This window comes from Citrobacter sp. KTE30, assembly GCF_000398825.1.
Taxonomy (GTDB): domain Bacteria; phylum Pseudomonadota; class Gammaproteobacteria; order Enterobacterales; family Enterobacteriaceae; genus Citrobacter; species Citrobacter freundii.
On record NZ_KB976056.1, the window covers coordinates 1 to 18,075 of the forward strand.

Genomic DNA, 18,075 nt, shown 5'->3' on the forward strand with positions numbered 1-18,075 from the left:
TTCATTTTTCGTCTTGCGACGTTAAGAATCCGTATCTTCGAGTGCCCACACAGATTGTCTGATAAATTGTTAAAGAGCAGTTGCGACGCGCTTTAGCGCTCTGTCGCGAGGTGGCGTATATTACGCTTTCCTCTTTCAGAGTCAACCCTCATTTTCAGGTTTTTCTCTTCAACCGAACCGGCTGTTTGCGTGAAGTGATTCACATCCGCCGTGTCGATGGAGGCGCATTATAGGGATCCCATTTTTTAGCACAAGTATTTTTTGGATCTTTTTTTCTGAATGCTTGTTTTTCACTCCTTTCGCTACATTCCTGCGCAATTTGACTGATTTTTGATAGCTAAACCACTTGCACAGTCTCAATAATCCAACCAAAGTCTTCATTACTGCTCTATTTTCGTTGAGGTAAACATGTCTGATGTATTGCGTCCTTATAAGGATCTTTTCCCACAGATCGGAAATCGCGTGATGATCGACGCCAGTAGTGTCGTCATTGGTGATGCTCGTTTAGCTGATGATGTCGGAATTTGGCCACTGGTTGCCATTCGTGGCGACGTTAACTATGTACAAATTGGTGCCCGTACAAACATCCAGGACGGCAGCGTTCTCCATGTCACGCATAAATCCACGTCTAATCCGCAGGGTAATCCACTGATCGTGGGTGAGGACGTTACGGTTGGTCATAAAGTCATGCTACACGGCTGTATCATTGGCAACCGTGTATTAGTCGGCATGGGATCGATTCTGCTGGATGGCGTAGTCGTAGAAGACGACGTTATGATTGGGGCTGGTAGCCTGGTTCCACAAAACAAGCGCCTGGAAAGCGGATATCTGTACCTGGGAAGCCCGGTTAAGCAAATCCGTCCATTAAGCGATGAAGAGAAAGCAGGCTTACAATATTCAGCTAACAACTATGTTAAGTGGAAAGACGAGTATTTAAGTCAGAGTAACCACACCCAACCTTGAGCATCTTCCTGCTGGGCCTGGATCAATGCTTCAGCTTCTTCTTCCAGATCCCAGCGATGCTGTTGAAATATTTCCAACCACTGCTCAGGCGTGTCGCCGCCAAAGCGGGACGCCATAATCTCTCCAGATATGGCACATGTTAACTGCATACCATGAACCATCGCTGGAAACACAACGGCGTTAACATCCGTGCACCATTCTTCCCGTTCGGGAAACTGGATCGCCTGATTCATGCCGACAATTCCTGTTGCATGCTTTTTATGACAGGCTCCACCTGTGGCAAAACGCCATGCCAAAGTAAAACTGCATGCGCAGCCTGCCCCACCAGCATCCCCAGGCCATCGGCATAATGTTTCGCCCCATGCGAAACACACCAGGAAAGAAACGGTGTGTTCCCTTTCTGATAAAACATGTCATAACAATAGACCGAAGGGTGGATAAGAGATGCTGGAATAGCTGGTATCTCACCGCTCATTCCGCTGGATGTGGCATTGATGATCAAATCAAAACTGCAATTTTCAAGATCGTCCATTCCCACCGCCTGCACGCTGCCGGTGTGGGAGAAGATTTGTGCCAGTTCTTCAGCGCGCGAAGCGGTACGGTTAACAATAGTCACCGCACAATCCATAGAAAGAAGAGGTAATAAAACTCCACGGGATGCACCACCCGCACCAATCAGCAGAACTCGCGATCCGGGATGAATGAAAGATAAACGCTCAAGATCGCTTAATAAGCCGATACCATCCGTGTTGTCTCCCAGTAAACGCCCATCCTCCAGCCGTTTAAGGGTGTTGACCGCTCCAGCAAGCGATGCCCGCTCCGTTAGTTCATCAGCACGTGCAAACGCCTCTTCTTTAAAAGGCACAGTGACATTTGCCCCCTTCCCGCCCTCAGCAAAAAAAGCGTTCAGCGTATTCACAAAATCATTGATGGGCGCCAGTACACGCCCATAGGAATGATCAATCTTCAACTGCTCTGCAAATTGCTGATGAATAAAGGGCGATTTACTGTGCGCTATCGGATTACCAAAAACAGCATAGGCTTCTTTCATATTACCCCTGTCGAAACTGTTCACCCGTCAGAGCATCACGGATCTCCGAAGGATTCAAACGGCCTCCGGTCTCCCCCTCAACCACAGGAAAGTCTGTACCAAACTGCGCAAGGACTTCCTCAACCGTTCTGCAAGGCGGTAAGCCACTCAGATTAGCACTGGTAGAGACTAATGGTTTGCCATAAGCCTGGCACAATGCAACCACCAGCGGATGATCGGTGACACGCACGGCCAGCGAGTCAAAACGACCGGTCAACCAACGAGGCGTAGTCGCGGGCGCCGGGAAAACGAAAGTAACAGGCCCAGGCCAGCGGGCGAACACAGCCTCACGTTGGGCCTCGGTGAGCATGCTATCGTCGATATAGGGTTTAAGCTGGTCAAAGCTTGCCGCAATCAAAATTAAACCTTTATCGACTGGGCGTTGTTTTAACTCTAACAGACGGGTAACAGCCGTTTCGCTGTCGGGATCGCAACCGACACCGAAAACAGCTTCAGTTGGATAGGCGATGACTTTTTCTTGTTTCAGAACCGCTATCGCCGCAGCGATAGCGTCTGTGGGCAGGTTATTATTCACTTTTTTATTCCGCCGAAATCGGCTTTCCACATTGTTTACTGGCACAGAAATGCTTCACACCCTGTGCGGTTTTCTTTTCGATGAGAAGCGGATAATGACACTCAGGACATTCTCCGGATAACGGTTTGAAGTTAATGACAAACTGGCACTCCGGATAGCGATCGCAGGAGTAGAAGGTTTTGCCATAACGGGAACGCCGCTGGACAAGATGACCAGTCTGGCATTGAGGACAGACTATTGCTGTTTCATCAGGCTTGTCGATGAGCTCGGTGTGCTCGCACGCAGGATAGTCACTGCATCCAATGAACATACCGAATCGTCCCTGTCTCAGCACCAGCTCAGCGCCACATGCAGGACAAAGCTTACCCTCCAGAACTTTGACAATATGTCCGTCCGCGGAAGATTTCAGCGGACGGATGTAATCGCATTCTGGATAGTGTGAACAACCGAGAAACGGACCGTGTTTCCCGGAACGAATAACCAATTCAGCCCCGCATTGTAGGCAGGGCTCATTTTTACGCACCGTGAACAGTGCTGATTTAGCCATAACAACTCATACTGAATGAAGATTGATTAATGCAGCATACCTTCATTCACTTCAAAGAGTAATTCTTCCATTTGCTGATAGGCATTTTCACAACCTGGAATGTTGAATAGCACCATCAGGATTACCCACTTCAGGTCTTCCAGATCGAACTCTGCCGTATCCAGCGCGAGTACACGCTCAATGACCATTTCTCGCGTTTCGAGGTTTAGCACCTGAATCTGCTCCAGGAATAGCAGGAATCCTCTACAGCTTGCATCCAGTCGATCGCACTCTTCCGCAGTATAAATACGTATAGAAAGAGGGTCAGATGCCAGTTGCATAGGTTCAGCAAGGCCATCCTGATAGTCAGCAAGCTTTTCCAGCCAAAGTAACGCGTTGTAAATGTCTTCACGATCAAAACCAGCGTCGGTAAGATCCCGTTCCAGTTTGTCCTGATCCACACGCAGCTCAGCTTCGTTATGGATATATGTCTCAAACAAATACATTAGTACGTCGAACATGGCATGCCCTCCTCAATCGGACATAGCCGCCGGGTACAGCTGCGATCCACCCTGCTAACTCCAGTTCGAGCAGTTGAGCCACTACCTCTGGCACAGGTTGGCCGGCACGTTCAGCGACGACGTCAACAGGTGTTACCTCATCTCCTACGTTAGCCAGGAGCTCCGGAAATGGCAATGCCACCTCTTCGTGATCTGGCGAATAAATTGATTTTTCAGGTTCATCTGGCAACCATTGCAGCCCATATTGCAAATTTTCAATAATTTCCTCTGGTGTCGTCACAAGCATGGCTCCCTGCTGAATTAGCCAATGCGGGCCTTCACTTCCCGGGCTCCCAATCGGCCCTGGTAAAGCAAACACCTCCCGCCCTTGTTCCAGTGCACAGCGAGCAGTAACCAGTGACCCGCTACGCTGTGCAGCTTCGACGACCAGTACACCTTTACTTAGACCACTGATAATGCGATTTCGTCGGGGAAAATTGCGTGGCAAAGGGAGCGTATCTAATGGGAACTCAGACACCAGTGCACCACCTGCCTCAATCAGTCGCTGAGCAAGACGGATATGCTGTCGTGGGTGAATGGTCTCAAGTCCATTTCCCAGCACCGCAATACTTGTGCCTTGTCGGTTTATCGCAGCACTGTGTGCCACGCCATCAATTCCTCGGGCCAGACCGCTGGTGATCGTCACACCACATGCTGCAAGCTTTTCACAAAACAATCGCCCCCAGCGTTCGCCATACCAGGAGTGCTGTCTGCTGCCGACAACGGCCACCTGGAACGAGCGAAGACATGCGGGATTTCCTGCGACAAAAAGCACCCCAGGATAATCCTCAATCGCACGGAGCTGTGGCGGGTAATGCTCGCTGTCGGCAACCACAAAATGGTGGTTAGGCTGTTCAAGCCAACGCAACGTTTTTTCCAGCGTCAGATCCGAAAAGGTTAAAAAGCGCCTTGCCTGGCGGGGAGAGAATCCTGCCTGCAGGAGTACCGCGTTGCTAATCGACGGTTGAGTATTGAGCCAGTGGGCAATGCGCACCATCTCATCACCATACAGTTCATTCACTTGCGCTAAACGTAGCCAAATTTCGATTTGGGTCATCCTTGTCCCCCTGCCACAAGCAGTCCTGGCAATCTTTGCGATTGGTCACTGATGCTGTCAATCAGAGGGGGTTTTGTCTAGAATAGAGGTAATAATCTTTTCAACTCCTGAACACAACTCTGGATAACTATGTCAGTTTTGCAAGTGTTACATATTCCGGACGAGCGCCTTCGCAAAGTCGCAAAACCGGTCGAAGAAGTGAATGCAGAAATTCAGCGCATCGTTGATGATATGTTCGAAACGATGTATGCCGAAGAAGGTATCGGCCTGGCAGCAACACAGGTCGATATTCATCAGCGCATCATCGTTATTGATGTCTCTGAAAACCGCGACGAGCAGTTGGTACTCATTAACCCAGAGCTGCTGGAAAAAGACGGCGAAACCGGCATTGAAGAAGGCTGTCTGTCGATTCCTGAACAGCGTGCGTTAGTACCACGCGCAGAGAAAGTAAAAATTCGTGCGCTCGATCGCAACGGCAAATCTTTTGAACTGGAAGCCGATGGCCTACTGGCTATCTGCATTCAACATGAAATGGATCACCTGGTCGGTAAACTGTTTATCGATTATCTGTCTCCGTTGAAGCAACAACGTATTCGTCAGAAAGTTGAAAAACTCGACCGCCTGAACGCCCGAGCTTAAGGACAAGAATCAACGTGTCAGACTCACTACGTATTATTTTTGCGGGTACACCTGACTTTGCAGCGCGTCATCTCGACGCGCTGTTGTCTTCTGGACACAACGTCGTTGGCGTGTTTACCCAACCGGACCGCCCGGCGGGACGCGGTAAAAAGCTGATGCCCAGCCCGGTCAAAGTGCTGGCGGAAGAAAAAGGGATTCCGGTTTTCCAACCTGTCTCTCTTCGCCCTCAGGAAAACCAGCAGCTGGTTGCTGATTTACGCGCAGACGTGATGGTGGTGGTGGCATATGGCCTGATTCTGCCAAAAGCCGTACTGGAAATGCCGCGTCTGGGTTGTATCAACGTTCACGGCTCCCTGCTTCCACGCTGGCGTGGTGCAGCACCGATCCAGCGCTCACTGTGGGCAGGTGACACCGAAACAGGTGTAACCATCATGCAGATGGATGTTGGCCTCGACACCGGAGATATGCTGCTTAAGCTGTCTTGCCCGATTACGGCAGAAGATACCAGCGGTTCGTTATACGATAAGCTGGCAGATTTGGGGCCGCAGGGGCTGATTGAAACGCTAAAACAGCTGGCTGCCGGCACAATAAACCCGGTGGTACAAGATGAATCACTGGTTACGCATGCAGAAAAACTCAGCAAAGAAGAGGCCCGTATCGACTGGTCGCTTTCAGCTGTTCAATTGGAACGCTGCATCCGCGCCTTTAACCCATGGCCAATGAGCTGGCTTGAAATCGACGGTCAACCAGTGAAAGTCTGGCAAGCTTCGGTTATTGCGGAAAACACCCAGGCTGCGCCAGGCACCATTCTGGAGGCAACAAAGCAGGGTATTCAGGTCGCAACGGGCGACGGCATCCTGAATCTCGTCTCTTTGCAGCCTGCCGGTAAAAAAGCCATGAGCGCGCAGGATCTGCTTAATTCACGCCGGGAATGGTTTGTACCCGGTAACCGTCTGGTCTGACGGTTCATCTCTTTAAGCCCGGTGTTTCCGGGCATTTTTATTTTTGCGCTTATGAAAAAACATCTTAATTTACGCAGTATGGCGGCCCAAGCCGTCGAACAGGTTGTCGAAAAAGGACAGTCATTAAGCAACGTGCTGCCCGCCATGCAGCAAAAAGTTGCTGATAAAGACAAAGCGCTGTTGCAGGAACTTTGCTTCGGCGTATTGCGTACACTCTCTCAACTGGAATGGATGATCCAGCAACTCATGGAACGTCCAATGACGGGCAAACAACGCACCGTTCACTACCTGATCATGGTGGGCTTCTACCAACTTCTGCATACCCGTATTCCAGCACACGCCGCGCTGGCTGAGACAGTAGAAGGTGCGGTTGCCATTAAGCGTCCGCAACTGAAAGGGCTGATCAACGGCGTGTTGCGCCAGTTTCAACGCCGTCAGGATGAACTGCTGGCCGAGTTTGCGCAAAGCGATTTGCGCTTCTTACACCCCTCCTGGCTGGTGAAACGTATTAAGAGTGCGTATCCGCAGCAGTGGGAAGCTATTCTTGAAGCCAATAACCAGCGGCCGCCGATGTGGCTACGCGTCAATCGTAATCACCATACTCGCGACGCCTGGATAGACCTGCTTACCGCAGCGGGATTAACCGGTTTCCCGCATCCAGACTACCCGGATGCAGTGCGTCTGGAAACACCGGCTCCAGTTCACGCCCTCCCTGGTTTTGACGAAGGTTGGGTCACCGTTCAGGATGCTTCTGCTCAGGGGTGCGTTAAATATCTACTGCCGAAAGATGGCGAGCAGATTCTCGACCTATGCTGCGCGCCGGGGGGTAAAACGACGCACATTCTGGAAGTTGCTCCGCAAGCTAACGTCATGGCCGTCGATGTGGATGAAAAACGCTTATCGCGCGTTTACGACAATCTGAAACGTCTGGGCATGAAGGCAACCGTAAAACAGGGTGATGGTCGATATCCACAACAATGGTGTGGCGAACAACAGTTTGACCGTATTTTGCTGGATGCTCCGTGTTCTGCCACCGGCGTTATTCGTCGCCATCCAGACATCAAATGGCTGCGTCGCGACCGGGATATTGCCGAACTTGCGCAGCTGCAGGCCGAGATCCTGAATGCAACCTGGTTACATCTTAAACCTGGCGGCACGCTGGTTTATGCAACGTGCTCTATCCTGCCAGAAGAAAACCAGCAGCAAATTACCGCCTTCCTGGCACGCACGCCGGATGCGGTATTAAGCGAAACCGGTACGCCGGAAAAACCCGGACGTCAGAATTTACCGGGTGCGGAAGATGGCGATGGCTTCTTTTACGCTAAGCTAATCAAAAAGTGATGGGATAACGGGTCGCGACTGATGAAAATTATCATTCTGGGCGCAGGGCAAGTTGGCGGTACGCTGGCTGAAAACCTGGTCGGAGAGAACAACGATATCACGGTAGTCGATACCAATGGTGAACGCCTGCGCAGCCTGCAGGACAAGTTTGATCTCCGCGTCGTGCAAGGGCACGGTTCACATCCTCGCGTACTGCGTGAAGCTGGGGCCGACGATGCCGATATGCTGGTTGCCGTAACCAGCTCAGATGAAACAAATATGGTTGCCTGCCAGGTAGCTTATTCACTGTTTAATACGCCTAATCGCATCGCCCGTATTCGTTCACCGGATTATGTTCGTGATGCGGACAAGCTATTCCAATCCGATGCGGTACCTATCGATCACCTGATTGCACCGGAGCAACTGGTTATCGATAGCATTTATCGACTGATTGAATATCCGGGTGCATTGCAGGTGGTGAATTTTGCCGAAGGTAAAGTCAGTCTGGCAGTAGTAAAAGCCTATTACGGCGGGCCGCTTATCGGTAATGCGCTGTCAACAATGCGTGAACATATGCCGCACATCGATACCCGTGTTGCGGCGATTTTCCGTCATGATCGACCAATCCGTCCACAAGGTTCTACGATCGTTGAAGCGGGTGATGAAGTCTTCTTTATTGCGGCATCACAGCATATTCGCGCCGTAATGAGTGAACTGCAACGTCTGGAAAAACCGTACAAACGCATTATGTTAGTAGGCGGCGGTAATATCGGAGCGGGTCTAGCTCGTCGACTGGAAAAAGATTACAGCGTCAAACTGATCGAACGTAATCAACAGCGAGCATCCGAACTTGCAGAGAAACTGCAAAATACGATCGTCTTTTTTGGTGATGCTTCGGATCAAGAGTTACTGGCCGAAGAACATATCGATCAGGTAGATCTGTTCATCGCAGTGACCAACGATGATGAAGCGAATATCATGTCGGCGATGCTTGCCAAACGGATGGGTGCCAAGAAAGTGATGGTGTTAATCCAACGCAGAGCATACGTCGATCTGGTGCAAGGTAGCGTGATCGATATTGCTATTTCACCGCAGCAGGCGACCATCTCCGCGTTGCTCAGTCACGTACGTAAAGCTGACATTGTCGGCGTTTCTTCACTACGCCGTGGCGTCGCGGAAGCCATTGAAGCCGTCGCACACGGGGATGAAACAACATCTCGGGTGGTGGGACGTTCAATTGATGAAATTAAGCTTCCCCCTGGAACCATTATTGGCGCCGTTGTGCGTGGTAACGATGTGATGATTGCCAACGATAACCTGCGCATTGAGCAGGGCGATCACGTAATTATGTTCCTGACAGATAAAAAGTTTATTACCGACGTCGAGCGACTATTCCAGCCAAGTCCTTTCTTCCTGTAATAAAAAGGGTGCTAATACAGCGCCCTTTTTATTTCCCTTTATATTTCATGGTCTAATAAATTTTCCTTTCGGCAATACATAAATGGAAATTGCCTAAACATTTGTTAAACTTATAAACGTCAGCTGCATAGGGAGAATAAAATGAGCATTATTAAAGAGTTTCGCGAATTCGCGATGCGCGGGAATGTTGTCGATTTGGCAGTGGGTGTCATTATTGGTGCGGCATTCGGTAAGATTGTTTCATCACTGGTTGCCGATATCATCATGCCGCCACTGGGGTTGTTAATTGGTGGAATTGATTTTAAACAGTTTGCTTTAACACTACGTGATGCACAGGGAGACATCCCTGCCGTGGTCATGCATTACGGTGTATTTATTCAGAATGTCTTCGATTTCGTTATTGTTGCGTTTGCTATCTTTATGGCAATCAAACTGATCAACAAACTGAACCGTAAAAAAGCGGAGGAGCCGGCAGCACCGCCAGCGCCATCGAAAGAAGAAGTATTACTGAGTGAAATTCGTGACCTGCTGAAAGAACAGAATAACCGCTCTTAAGCACTCACTGAAACAAGAAGGCCAGTGGTAAAAAAGTTAATTACTTTCTTGCCACTGGCCTCCCAGTTACCCCGATTGCCATGTTTGCCTTTACGTAGATAACTTCCTTTCCCTTTCTTATTTTTCTCAACGCGCTGTCTGAACAGTGGGTCATGCAGGAGCGCCTCAATGGCGTTGTCCTTTATCTGCCCTTTGGTGTGCTGATAACGACTCATAATATCTCCAGTTTGTAGTAACTTACGCCGCGAGTGTAGACCCGGCAGTTCAAGAAATCAACAGCCTGATGTTGTTCCACTGGCGCCTTGCTCAAGAGCTTCAAGAATAGAGCAGTACACGCTGCTGTGTGACTTGCCGCAGCATGCATCATTCAATCGCTGCAGAGACCGCTGCATCGTCTGAAGTTCGGCAATACGTGCTTCGACTTCTTGCAGTCTTTCCTGGACGATCCCTTTTGATTCCTGACAGGTATGGTGTTCGGGATCAACACGGATCGAAAGCAATTCGCGGATCGACTCCAGAGTGAAACCAAGCTGGCGGGCATAACGAATAAACTTCAGGCGCTGAAGATCGCTTTCTGTATAGAGGCGAAATCCGCCTTCAGTACGCACTTCATGCTCCATCATCTGCTGCTTTTCATAGTAGCGGATAGTATCTGGCGTCACGTCAGCCAGTTTCGCTATTTCACCAATTCGGTACATGCTCTCTCCGCTATTCATCGTTGATCTTTTTTAGCAGCTTATCTGCGTAGTCACCGCGCAAAAACTCGGTACTGAGTCCAGCCTGCCGAAGTTTAAGTTCCAGCAGCGACAGTCTTCGGCTCACCTCCGGATAACTTGGATCATCTTTGCGGATCCCCGCGAGTATTTCAAGCAGCTGTATTGCTTCTCTGCGTTGCTCGAGCTCAGGAGGAAGGCAACCTGCATTTTTTAATAAACGGTATCCAGCTCGGAGTTCAGTCGGGACATGGGAGTCATCGTCAAGAGTCAGCGGTTCACCCGTTCCCGGTAAATCATCAAACTCACCTTTAGATTGTGCATCAATAATATGGCGCTCTGCCCACTGGTCCAGTAACCACATACAACACTCCAGGGGATGAACAAAAAGAGTACAGATATTGTAGATAAGTGGGGATATGACGGATATAAAAAAACCCGCCGAGGCGGGTTTTTTTACGTTACTACAGATTACTCTGCAGCAGCTTCTGTTTTCTCTGAACGATCAACCAGCTCGATGTATGCCATCGGCGCGTTGTCGCCTGCACGGAAACCACACTTCAGAATGCGAGTGTAACCACCGGCGCGGCTCGCGAAACGCGGGCCCAGTTCGTTAAACAGTTTTGCCACGATCTCGTTATCACGAGTACGGGCGAATGCCAGACGACGATTAGCTACGCTATCAGTCTTGGCAAGAGTAATCAGCGGCTCAACTACGCGACGCAGCTCTTTCGCTTTCGGCAGAGTCGTCTTGATGATTTCATGACGAACCAGTGAACCTGCCATATTGCGGAACATAGCCTGGCGATGGCTGCTGTTGCGGTTCAGTTGACGACCACTCTTACGATGGCGCATGACCTTATCCTTCTCAGTAAAACCTTAACCTGTGATCCGGTTACTCGTCAGCGATGCTTGCCGGTGGCCAGTTTTCCAGGCGCATGCCCAGAGACAGTCCACGGGAAGCCAGCACGTCTTTAATCTCGGTAAGAGATTTTTTACCAAGGTTAGGCGTCTTAAGAAGCTCAACCTCAGTACGCTGTACCAGATCACCGATATAGTGGATAGCTTCTGCTTTGAGGCAGTTAGCAGAGCGGACAGTCAATTCCAGATCGTCAACAGGGCGCAGCAGGATCGGATCGAATTCTGGTTTCTCTTCTTTAACTTCCGGCTGACGTACATCACGTAAATCAACGAAAGCTTCCAGTTGTTCAGCCAGAATGGTAGCCGCACGACGAATCGCCTCTTCAGGATCGATTGTGCCGTTGGTTTCCATTTCGATGACCAGCTTGTCCAGGTCGGTACGCTGTTCTACACGCGCTGCTTCAACATTGTAGGCAATACGCTCTACAGGGCTGTAGCATGCGTCGACCAGCAGACGGCCGATTGGGCGCTCATCTTCTTCCGAATGAATTCGGGTAGAAGCCGGCACATAACCACGACCGCGCTGAACTTTGATACGCATGCTAATAGATGCATTCTCATCGGTCAGGTGGCAGATCACGTGCTGTGGCTTGACGATTTCGACATCACCATCATGGGTAATGTCGGCTGCAGTCACAGGGCCAATGCCAGATTTATTCAAGGTAAGAATAACATCATCTTTACCCTGAACTCTCACCGCCAGCCCTTTCAGGTTGAGCAGGATTTCCAGGATATCTTCCTGAACGCCTTCTTTGGTGCTGTACTCATGTAGTACACCATCAATCTCAACCTCGGTCACCGCGCAACCCGGCATCGATGAGAGCAGAATACGGCGCAGTGCGTTACCCAAAGTATGGCCAAAGCCACGCTCTAAAGGCTCAAGGGTCACCTTGGCGTGCGTCGAACTCACTTGCTCGATATCTACCAGGCGCGGTTTTAGAAACTCTGTCACAGAACCCTGCATTGTGTCCTCTCTTTGGTACTAAGCTTTACTTGGAGTAAAGCTCGACGATCAGGTGTTCGTTAATGTCCGCAGACAGATCAGAACGCTCCGGCTTACGCTTGAACGTACCTTCCATCTTGCCAGCATCAACTTCCAGCCAGGTTGGCTTTTCACGCTGCTCAGCCAGCTCCAGAGCGGCTTTCACGCGAGACTGCTTCTTCGCTTTCTCACGAATGCTAACAACGTCATTCGGACTAACCTGATAAGAAGCGATGTTAACAACACGACCGTTTACCATAATTGCTTTATGGCTGACCAGCTGACGTGCTTCTGCACGAGTGGCACCGAAGCCCATACGGTATACAACGTTGTCCAGACGACCTTCCAGCAGACCCAACAGGTTTTCACCGGTGTTGCCTTTCAGACGTGCTGCTTCTTTGTAGTAGTTACGGAACTGACGCTCCAGCACACCGTAGATACGGCGAACTTTTTGCTTTTCACGCAACTGCACACCATAGTCAGACAGACGCGGTTTACGCGCACCGTGCTGGCCAGGAGCTTGTTCAATTTTACACTTGGTATCGATCGCGCGAACGCCAGACTTAAGGAATAAGTCAGTGCCCTCACGACGGCTCAGCTTGAGCTTAGGACCCAAATATCTTGCCATTTTCTTTCTCCAACAATCCTAGAAACGACAGCGTTATACGCGACGTTTTTTCGGCGGACGACAACCGTTATGAGGGATCGGAGTCACATCAGTAATATTAGTGATGCGGAAACCAGCGGCGTTCAGAGCACGAACAGTAGATTCGCGACCTGGACCCGGTCCTTTGACCATAACTTCCAGATTCTTGATACCGTATTCTTTTACGGCTTCAGCGCAACGCTCTGCTGCAACCTGAGCTGCAAACGGAGTGGATTTGCGAGAACCACGGAAACCGGAACCACCGGCTGTTGCCCAACCCAGTGCGTTACCCTGACGATCAGTAATGGTAACGATGGTGTTGTTAAAAGAAGCATGGATATGAGCCACGCCGTCAGAGACTTGTTTTCTTACACGTTTACGTGCACGAATTGGTGCCTTTGCCATTATTCAATCACCCCGATTATTTCTTGATCGGTTTGCGCGGACCCTTACGGGTACGTGCGTTGGTCTTGGTACGCTGACCGCGAACCGGGAGACCACGACGATGACGCAAACCGCGATAGCAACCAAGGTCCATAAGGCGCTTGATGCTCATGCTAACTTCACGGCGCAGATCACCTTCAACGACAAATTTGGCAACTTCGTCACGCAGCGTGTCGATTTGTTCTTCAGACAGCTCACTGATCTTAACATCTTCAGCGATACCCGCGGCAGCCAGAATGGCTTTAGAACGGGTCTTGCCGACGCCGTAGATCGAAGTTAATGCGATCACAGCATGTTTCTGATCAGGAATGTTAATGCCTGCTATACGGGCCACTATGCACTCCTACTATTTAATATGTACGCACCATGCTGAAAAGCCCGTTTTCAGGATACTCAAATGGAAACGCACAGACATACAAAAGATTGGCTGGCTAATCTAGCCAGCTCAACCCAACTTTGCAAGAAAAATATGCGAATAAATCAGCCTTGGCGCTGTTTATGCTTCGGCTCGGCACTGCAAATCACACGGATGACACCATCACGCTTAACGATTTTGCAGTTACGGCATAATTTCTTGACGGAAGCACGAACTTTCATTTTTACTCTCCGTAACTTCTCGGGCGACTGTTAACGGCCGTAGCCTTTCAGATTCGCCTTCTTCAATGCAGACTCGTACTGACTTGACATCATCAGAGTTTGCACTTGAGCCATAAAGTCCATAATCACGACAACAACGATAAGCAGTGAGGTCCCACCGAAGTAGAACGGTACTTTCATTGCATCACGCATGAACTCCGGGATCAGGCAGATAAAGGTAATGTAGAGCGCACCAACCAAAGTCAGGCGGGTCATTACTTTATCGATATACTTCGCCGTTTGCTCTCCCGGACGAATTCCTGGTACAAATGCACCGGACTTCTTCAGGTTATCTGCTGTTTCACGCGGGTTGAAAACCAACGCCGTGTAGAAGAAACAGAAGAATATGATTGCAGACGCATAGAGTAACACATAAAGCGGTTGCCCAGGCTGCAAATACAGCGAAATTGTTGTCAGCCAGTTCCAACCAGTCCCGCCCCCGAACCATGACGCGATGGTCGCCGGGAACAGAATAATACTGGAAGCGAAGATTGCCGGGATTACCCCCGCCATATTCACTTTCAGCGGTAAATGTGTGCTCTGTGCAGCATAGACACGACGACCTTGCTGACGTTTCGCGTAGTTTACCACAATGCGGCGTTGACCACGCTCAACAAATACAACAAAGAACGTCACTGCGAATACTAATACTGCAACCAACAGCAACACGAGGAAGTGCAGGTCGCCTTGACGCGCTTGCTCGATAGTATGGGCAATGGCTGGCGGGAGTCCCGCTACAATACCGGCGAAGATAATGATTGAGATACCGTTGCCGATACCACGTTCAGTAATCTGTTCACCCAACCACATCAGGAACATCGTCCCTGTAACCAGACTTACAACAGCGGTGAAATAGAATGCAAAGCCTGGGTTCATCACCAGGCCCTGCATACCAGGCATATTCGGCAGACCGGTAGCAATACCGATCGACTGGAATATTGCCAGCACCAGAGTACCGTAGCGGGTGTACTGGCTGATCTTACGACGACCAGACTCCCCTTCTTTCTTAATTTCTGCCAGCGTTGGATGAACCACCGTCAGCAGCTGGATAATGATCGACGCCGAAATATACGGCATGATCCCCAGAGCAAAGATAGAAGCACGGCTGAGAGCACCACCAGAGAACATGTTAAACATTTCAATGATGGTGCCTCGCTGTTGCTCAAGCAGTTTGGCAAGTACAGCGGCATCAATACCAGGGATCGGAATGAAAGAGCCAATACGGAACACAATCAGCGCGCCGATTACAAACAGCAGTCTGCGTTTCAGCTCGCCTAAGCCACCTTTGGCACTTTGAAAATCTAATCCCGGTTGTTTAGCCATCTGCTACTTATTCCTCGATTTTACCGCCAGCAGCTTCGATAGCAGCACGAGCGCCTTTAGTAACACGCAGGCCACGAACAGTTACCGGAGTAGTGACTTCACCAGCCAGGATCACTTTCGCGAACTCGATCTGGATACCGATAATGTTAGCTGCTTTCAGCGTGTTCAGGTCTACAACACCGCCTTCAACTTTAGCCAGGTCAGACAGACGAACTTCGGCTGTAATCGCTGCTTTACGTGAAGTGAAGCCGAATTTCGGCAGACGACGGTACAGAGGCATCTGACCACCCTCGAAACCGCGACGTACGCCACCGCCAGAACGAGACTTCTGACCTTTGTGACCACGACCACCGGTTTTACCGAGGCCAGAACCGATACCACGACCCAGGCGGCGAGCCGCTTTTTTAGAGCCTTCGGCCGGAGACAGAGTATTTAAACGCATCTCTTACTCCTCAACTTTAACCATGAAGGAAACCGCGTTGACCATACCACGAACAGCAGGAGTATCCTCGCGCTCTACGGTGTGACCAATACGACGCAGACCCAGGCCAAGCAGCGTTGCCTTGTGTTTCGGCAGACGACCGATTGCACTGCGGGTTTGAGTAATTTTAATAGTCTTTGCCATGGTTTATTTCCCCAGAATTTCTTCAACGGATTTACCACGCTTGGCAGCGACCATTTCCGGAGATTTCATATTTTCCAGGCCATCGATAGTTGCACGAACCACGTTAATCGGGTTAGTAGAACCATACGCTTTAGCCAGAACGTTACGAACTCCAGCGACTTCCAGAACGGCGCGCATTGCACCACCGGCGATGATACCGGTACCTTCGGAAGCCGGCTGCATGAATACACGAGAACCCGTGTGAGTACCCTTAACCGGGTGCTGCAGGGTGCCGTGGTTCAGCGCGACGTTAATCATATTGCGACGGGCTTTTTCCATCGCTTTCTGGATCGCTGCTGGAACTTCACGCGCTTTACCGTAACCAAAACCAACGCGACCGTTACCATCACCAACTACAGTCAGAGCTGTGAAGGAGAAAATACGACCACCTTTAACGGTTTTAGATACGCGGTTAACCGCGATCAGCTTTTCCTGCAGTTCGCCAGCTTGTTTTTCGATGTGAGCCATCTTACACCTCTACCTTAGAACTGAAGGCCAGCTTCACGGGCAGCATCTGCCAGTGCCTGGACACGACCATGATATTGGAACCCGGAACGGTCAAAAGAAACATCTTTGATGCCTTTTTCCAGAGCGCGTTCAGCAACAGCTTTACCTACAGCTGCAGCAGCGTCTTTGTTACCGGTGTACTTCAATTGTTCAGCGATAGCTTTTTCTACAGTAGAAGCAGCTACCAGAACTTCAGAACCGTTCGGTGCAATTACCTGTGCGTAAATATGACGCGGGGTACGATGTACCACCAGGCGAGTTGCACCCAGCTCCTGGAGCTTGCGGCGTGCGCGGGTCGCACGACGGATACGAGCAGATTTCTTATCCATAGTGTTACCTTACTTCTTCTTAGCCTCTTTGGTACGCACGACTTCGTCGGCGTAACGAACACCCTTGCCTTTATAAGGCTCAGGACGACGGTAGGCGCGCAGATCTGCTGCAACCTGACCGATCAGCTGTTTATCAGCGCCTTTCAGCACGATTTCAGTCTGAGACGGACATTCTGCAGTGATTCCCGCAGGCAGCTGATGGTCAACTGGGTGAGAGAAACCTAAAGCCAGGTTTACTACATTCCCTTTAACCGCTGCACGATAACCTACACCAACCAGCTGAAGCTTCTTAGTGAAGCCTTCGGTAACACCGACAACCATTGCATTCAGCAGGGCACGCGCGGTACCAGCCTGAGCCCATCCATCTGCGTAACCATCACGCGGACCGAAGGTCAGTGCATTATCTGCATGATTTACTGCAACAGCATCGTTGAGAGTACGAGTCAGCTCGCCGTTTTTACCTTTGATCGTAATAACCTGACCGTTGATTTTTACATCAACGCCGGCAGGAATAACGACCGGTGCTTTAGCAACACGAGACATTTTTTCCTCCGATTAGGCTACGTAGCAGATAATTTCGCCACCAAGACCAGCCTGGCGCGCTGCACGATCAGTCATAACACCTTTAGAGGTAGAAACAACTGCGATACCCATGCCAGCCATAACTTTCGGCAGCTCGTCTTTACGCTTATAAATGCGCAGACCTGGGCGACTGACACGCTGAATGCTTTCTACAACAGCTTTACCCTGGAAATACTTGAGAGTAAGTTCCAGTTCCGGCTTGGTGTCGCCTTCAACTTTAAAATCTTCAATAAAACCTTCTTCCTTCAGCACGTTGGCAATTGCCACTTTCAGCTTGGAGGAAGGCATGGTGACCGCAGCTTTATTCGCGGCCTGACCGTTACGGATACGGGTCAGCATATCCGCGATCGGATCTTGCATGCTCATCTGTCTTTACTCCCGTGATTCAATTGGTAATTACCAGCTAGCCTTTTTCAAGCCTGGTACTTCACCGCGCATGGCGGCTTCACGCAGTTTGATACGGCTCAACCCGAACTTGCCCACATAGCCATGCGGACGACCTGTTTGACGGCAGCGGTTACGCTGACGGGACGGGCTGGAATCACGCGGCAGAGACTGCAGCTTGAGAACTGCGTTCCAACGATCTTCGTCGGTCGCGTTCACATCAGAGATAATAGCTTTCAGTTCAGCGCGTTTTGCGAAGTACTTATCAGCTAAAGCTACGCGCTTTACTTCGCGTGCTTTCATTGATTGCTTAGCCAT

The 18,075-nt window shown here is 50.2% G+C and carries 29 protein-coding genes; 6 read left to right on the forward strand and 23 right to left on the reverse strand.

The window, feature by feature from the left end; all coding sequences use genetic code 11:
- Positions 1-408 precede the first annotated feature (408 nt).
- Entirely contained in the window at positions 409-963 is a 555-nt protein-coding gene (locus WC1_RS03435) for a gamma carbonic anhydrase family protein (protein ID WP_016151079.1), read from the forward strand.
- On the opposite strand, the gene WC1_RS03430 is transcribed toward WC1_RS03435, so the two are convergent.
- The 6 genes from WC1_RS03430 to dprA are packed head-to-tail and all read right to left on the reverse strand — an operon-like array spanning position 939 to position 4,731.
- The gene (locus WC1_RS03430) at positions 939-1,196 is read right to left on the reverse strand and encodes a DUF1488 family protein (RefSeq protein ID WP_003842161.1); all 258 of its coding nucleotides are present in this window, start codon (positions 1,194-1,196) and stop codon (positions 939-941) included. The genes WC1_RS03435 and WC1_RS03430 overlap by 25 nt on opposite strands.
- Positions 1,193-2,014: a shikimate dehydrogenase gene (gene aroE, locus WC1_RS03425; RefSeq protein WP_003842160.1), complete on the reverse strand. Its 822-nt coding sequence runs from the start codon at positions 2,012-2,014 to the stop codon at positions 1,193-1,195. Before aroE ends, WC1_RS03430 begins: the two co-directional genes overlap by 4 nt.
- Before the next feature lies 1 nt (position 2,015).
- The gene (gene tsaC, locus WC1_RS03420) at positions 2,016-2,588 is read right to left on the reverse strand and encodes an L-threonylcarbamoyladenylate synthase type 1 TsaC (RefSeq protein ID WP_016151080.1); all 573 of its coding nucleotides are present in this window, start codon (positions 2,586-2,588) and stop codon (positions 2,016-2,018) included.
- Between the two features lie 4 nt (positions 2,589-2,592).
- Positions 2,593-3,135, reverse strand: a complete 543-nt coding sequence (locus WC1_RS03415; protein ID WP_016151081.1) for a DNA topoisomerase family protein — start codon at positions 3,133-3,135, stop codon at positions 2,593-2,595.
- Between the two features lie 26 nt (positions 3,136-3,161).
- A complete protein-coding gene (gene smg / locus WC1_RS03410; RefSeq protein WP_003031162.1) occupies positions 3,162-3,635 on the reverse strand; it encodes a DUF494 family protein Smg in 474 nt (157 codons plus the stop codon).
- Entirely contained in the window at positions 3,607-4,731 is a 1,125-nt protein-coding gene (gene dprA, locus WC1_RS03405; protein ID WP_016151082.1) for a DNA-protecting protein DprA, read from the reverse strand. The genes smg and dprA overlap by 29 nt, the downstream gene beginning before the upstream one ends.
- Before the next feature lie 129 nt (positions 4,732-4,860).
- On the opposite strand from dprA, the gene def reads away from it, so the two are divergent.
- From def to mscL, 5 genes are all read left to right on the forward strand, one after another.
- Positions 4,861-5,370, forward strand: coding sequence for a peptide deformylase (def, locus tag WC1_RS03400; protein WP_003031159.1), 510 nt, complete (start codon positions 4,861-4,863; stop codon positions 5,368-5,370).
- 14 nt (positions 5,371-5,384) lie between these two features.
- Positions 5,385-6,332, forward strand: a complete 948-nt coding sequence (fmt, locus tag WC1_RS03395; RefSeq protein ID WP_003845229.1) for a methionyl-tRNA formyltransferase — start codon at positions 5,385-5,387, stop codon at positions 6,330-6,332.
- A 51-nt stretch (positions 6,333-6,383) separates the two neighbouring features.
- Complete coding sequence (gene rsmB, locus WC1_RS03390) at positions 6,384-7,673, forward strand: 16S rRNA (cytosine(967)-C(5))-methyltransferase RsmB (protein WP_016151083.1); 1,290 nt, start codon at positions 6,384-6,386, stop codon at positions 7,671-7,673.
- 21 nt (positions 7,674-7,694) lie between these two features.
- Positions 7,695-9,071 carry a Trk system potassium transporter TrkA gene (gene trkA, locus WC1_RS03385; RefSeq protein ID WP_003031153.1) on the forward strand — a complete coding sequence of 459 codons (1,377 nt, stop codon included), beginning with the start codon at positions 7,695-7,697 and terminating at the stop codon, positions 9,069-9,071.
- A gap of 141 nt (positions 9,072-9,212) precedes the next feature.
- A complete protein-coding gene (gene mscL, locus WC1_RS03380; protein WP_003842149.1) occupies positions 9,213-9,626 on the forward strand; it encodes a large-conductance mechanosensitive channel protein MscL in 414 nt (137 codons plus the stop codon).
- Here mscL and arfA read toward each other — a convergent pair.
- The 17 genes from arfA to rpsN all read right to left on the reverse strand — a co-directional run bounded on the left by arfA (position 9,623) and on the right by rpsN (position 18,075).
- Positions 9,623-9,841: an alternative ribosome-rescue factor ArfA gene (arfA, locus tag WC1_RS03375; RefSeq protein ID WP_003828276.1), complete on the reverse strand. Its 219-nt coding sequence runs from the start codon at positions 9,839-9,841 to the stop codon at positions 9,623-9,625. The two genes, mscL and arfA, sit on opposite strands and share 4 nt — an antisense overlap.
- Positions 9,842-9,898: 57 nt before the next feature.
- Positions 9,899-10,324 carry a Zn(2+)-responsive transcriptional regulator gene (gene zntR, locus WC1_RS03370; RefSeq protein ID WP_003845234.1) on the reverse strand — a complete coding sequence of 142 codons (426 nt, stop codon included), beginning with the start codon at positions 10,322-10,324 and terminating at the stop codon, positions 9,899-9,901.
- A gap of 10 nt (positions 10,325-10,334) precedes the next feature.
- Complete coding sequence (locus tag WC1_RS03365; protein ID WP_016151084.1) at positions 10,335-10,703, reverse strand: DnaJ family domain-containing protein; 369 nt, start codon at positions 10,701-10,703, stop codon at positions 10,335-10,337.
- Positions 10,704-10,810: 107 nt separating this feature from the next.
- The gene (rplQ, locus tag WC1_RS03360; RefSeq protein ID WP_001216370.1) at positions 10,811-11,194 is read right to left on the reverse strand and encodes a 50S ribosomal protein L17; all 384 of its coding nucleotides are present in this window, start codon (positions 11,192-11,194) and stop codon (positions 10,811-10,813) included.
- Between the two features lie 40 nt (positions 11,195-11,234).
- Positions 11,235-12,224 (reverse strand): DNA-directed RNA polymerase subunit alpha, encoded by a 990-nt coding sequence (gene rpoA / locus WC1_RS03355; RefSeq protein WP_003031139.1) that lies wholly within the window; start codon positions 12,222-12,224, stop codon positions 11,235-11,237.
- Positions 12,225-12,249: 25 nt separating this feature from the next.
- Positions 12,250-12,870: a 30S ribosomal protein S4 gene (rpsD, locus tag WC1_RS03350; RefSeq protein WP_003031138.1), complete on the reverse strand. Its 621-nt coding sequence runs from the start codon at positions 12,868-12,870 to the stop codon at positions 12,250-12,252.
- A 33-nt stretch (positions 12,871-12,903) separates the two neighbouring features.
- Positions 12,904-13,293: a 30S ribosomal protein S11 gene (gene rpsK, locus WC1_RS03345; RefSeq protein WP_003031137.1), complete on the reverse strand. Its 390-nt coding sequence runs from the start codon at positions 13,291-13,293 to the stop codon at positions 12,904-12,906.
- Positions 13,294-13,309: 16 nt separating this feature from the next.
- Entirely contained in the window at positions 13,310-13,666 is a 357-nt protein-coding gene (rpsM, locus tag WC1_RS03340; RefSeq protein WP_003031135.1) for a 30S ribosomal protein S13, read from the reverse strand.
- Between the two features lie 146 nt (positions 13,667-13,812).
- Positions 13,813-13,929 (reverse strand): 50S ribosomal protein L36, encoded by a 117-nt coding sequence (gene rpmJ / locus WC1_RS03335; protein ID WP_000868187.1) that lies wholly within the window; start codon positions 13,927-13,929, stop codon positions 13,813-13,815.
- 30 nt (positions 13,930-13,959) lie between these two features.
- Positions 13,960-15,291 (reverse strand): preprotein translocase subunit SecY, encoded by a 1,332-nt coding sequence (secY, locus tag WC1_RS03330; protein WP_001118864.1) that lies wholly within the window; start codon positions 15,289-15,291, stop codon positions 13,960-13,962.
- 7 nt (positions 15,292-15,298) lie between these two features.
- Positions 15,299-15,733: a 50S ribosomal protein L15 gene (gene rplO / locus WC1_RS03325; protein ID WP_003031132.1), complete on the reverse strand. Its 435-nt coding sequence runs from the start codon at positions 15,731-15,733 to the stop codon at positions 15,299-15,301.
- Between the two features lie 3 nt (positions 15,734-15,736).
- The gene (gene rpmD / locus WC1_RS03320) at positions 15,737-15,916 is read right to left on the reverse strand and encodes a 50S ribosomal protein L30 (RefSeq protein ID WP_001140434.1); all 180 of its coding nucleotides are present in this window, start codon (positions 15,914-15,916) and stop codon (positions 15,737-15,739) included.
- A 3-nt stretch (positions 15,917-15,919) separates the two neighbouring features.
- The gene (rpsE, locus tag WC1_RS03315) at positions 15,920-16,423 is read right to left on the reverse strand and encodes a 30S ribosomal protein S5 (RefSeq protein ID WP_003031131.1); all 504 of its coding nucleotides are present in this window, start codon (positions 16,421-16,423) and stop codon (positions 15,920-15,922) included.
- Positions 16,424-16,437: 14 nt separating this feature from the next.
- Entirely contained in the window at positions 16,438-16,791 is a 354-nt protein-coding gene (gene rplR / locus WC1_RS03310) for a 50S ribosomal protein L18 (RefSeq protein WP_000358960.1), read from the reverse strand.
- Between the two features lie 9 nt (positions 16,792-16,800).
- A complete protein-coding gene (gene rplF, locus WC1_RS03305; RefSeq protein ID WP_003031129.1) occupies positions 16,801-17,334 on the reverse strand; it encodes a 50S ribosomal protein L6 in 534 nt (177 codons plus the stop codon).
- Between the two features lie 12 nt (positions 17,335-17,346).
- Positions 17,347-17,739, reverse strand: coding sequence for a 30S ribosomal protein S8 (gene rpsH, locus WC1_RS03300; protein ID WP_003031127.1), 393 nt, complete (start codon positions 17,737-17,739; stop codon positions 17,347-17,349).
- A 30-nt stretch (positions 17,740-17,769) separates the two neighbouring features.
- Positions 17,770-18,075 (reverse strand): 30S ribosomal protein S14, encoded by a 306-nt coding sequence (gene rpsN, locus WC1_RS03295; protein ID WP_003031125.1) that lies wholly within the window; start codon positions 18,073-18,075, stop codon positions 17,770-17,772.

Excerpts from the sequence above, each read along its gene's own strand:
- WC1_RS03435 (WP_016151079.1), top strand. The coding sequence starts at position 409 with ATGTCTGATGTATTGCGTCCTTATAAGGATCTTTTCCCACAGATCGGA.
- WC1_RS03430 (WP_003842161.1), bottom strand. The coding sequence starts at position 1,196 with ATGAATCAGGCGATCCAGTTTCCCGAACGGGAAGAATGGTGCACGGAT.
- aroE (WP_003842160.1), bottom strand. The coding sequence starts at position 2,014 with ATGAAAGAAGCCTATGCTGTTTTTGGTAATCCGATAGCGCACAGTAAA.
- WC1_RS03415 (WP_016151081.1), bottom strand. The coding sequence starts at position 3,135 with ATGGCTAAATCAGCACTGTTCACGGTGCGTAAAAATGAGCCCTGCCTA.
- smg (WP_003031162.1), bottom strand. The coding sequence starts at position 3,635 with ATGTTCGACGTACTAATGTATTTGTTTGAGACATATATCCATAACGAA.
- dprA (WP_016151082.1), bottom strand. The coding sequence starts at position 4,731 with ATGACCCAAATCGAAATTTGGCTACGTTTAGCGCAAGTGAATGAACTG.
- def (WP_003031159.1), top strand. The coding sequence starts at position 4,861 with ATGTCAGTTTTGCAAGTGTTACATATTCCGGACGAGCGCCTTCGCAAA.
- rsmB (WP_016151083.1), top strand. The coding sequence starts at position 6,384 with ATGAAAAAACATCTTAATTTACGCAGTATGGCGGCCCAAGCCGTCGAA.
- trkA (WP_003031153.1), top strand. The coding sequence starts at position 7,695 with ATGAAAATTATCATTCTGGGCGCAGGGCAAGTTGGCGGTACGCTGGCT.
- mscL (WP_003842149.1), top strand. The coding sequence starts at position 9,213 with ATGAGCATTATTAAAGAGTTTCGCGAATTCGCGATGCGCGGGAATGTT.
- arfA (WP_003828276.1), bottom strand. The coding sequence starts at position 9,841 with ATGAGTCGTTATCAGCACACCAAAGGGCAGATAAAGGACAACGCCATT.
- zntR (WP_003845234.1), bottom strand. The coding sequence starts at position 10,324 with ATGTACCGAATTGGTGAAATAGCGAAACTGGCTGACGTGACGCCAGAT.
- WC1_RS03365 (WP_016151084.1), bottom strand. The coding sequence starts at position 10,703 with ATGTGGTTACTGGACCAGTGGGCAGAGCGCCATATTATTGATGCACAA.
- rplQ (WP_001216370.1), bottom strand. The coding sequence starts at position 11,194 with ATGCGCCATCGTAAGAGTGGTCGTCAACTGAACCGCAACAGCAGCCAT.
- rpoA (WP_003031139.1), bottom strand. The coding sequence starts at position 12,224 with ATGCAGGGTTCTGTGACAGAGTTTCTAAAACCGCGCCTGGTAGATATC.
- rpsD (WP_003031138.1), bottom strand. The coding sequence starts at position 12,870 with ATGGCAAGATATTTGGGTCCTAAGCTCAAGCTGAGCCGTCGTGAGGGC.
- rpsK (WP_003031137.1), bottom strand. The coding sequence starts at position 13,293 with ATGGCAAAGGCACCAATTCGTGCACGTAAACGTGTAAGAAAACAAGTC.
- rpmJ (WP_000868187.1), bottom strand. The coding sequence starts at position 13,929 with ATGAAAGTTCGTGCTTCCGTCAAGAAATTATGCCGTAACTGCAAAATC.
- secY (WP_001118864.1), bottom strand. The coding sequence starts at position 15,291 with ATGGCTAAACAACCGGGATTAGATTTTCAAAGTGCCAAAGGTGGCTTA.
- rplO (WP_003031132.1), bottom strand. The coding sequence starts at position 15,733 with ATGCGTTTAAATACTCTGTCTCCGGCCGAAGGCTCTAAAAAAGCGGCT.
- rpmD (WP_001140434.1), bottom strand. The coding sequence starts at position 15,916 with ATGGCAAAGACTATTAAAATTACTCAAACCCGCAGTGCAATCGGTCGT.
- rpsE (WP_003031131.1), bottom strand. The coding sequence starts at position 16,423 with ATGGCTCACATCGAAAAACAAGCTGGCGAACTGCAGGAAAAGCTGATC.
- rplR (WP_000358960.1), bottom strand. The coding sequence starts at position 16,791 with ATGGATAAGAAATCTGCTCGTATCCGTCGTGCGACCCGCGCACGCCGC.
- rplF (WP_003031129.1), bottom strand. The coding sequence starts at position 17,334 with ATGTCTCGTGTTGCTAAAGCACCGGTCGTTATTCCTGCCGGCGTTGAT.
- rpsH (WP_003031127.1), bottom strand. The coding sequence starts at position 17,739 with ATGAGCATGCAAGATCCGATCGCGGATATGCTGACCCGTATCCGTAAC.
- rpsN (WP_003031125.1), bottom strand. The coding sequence starts at position 18,075 with ATGGCTAAGCAATCAATGAAAGCACGCGAAGTAAAGCGCGTAGCTTTA.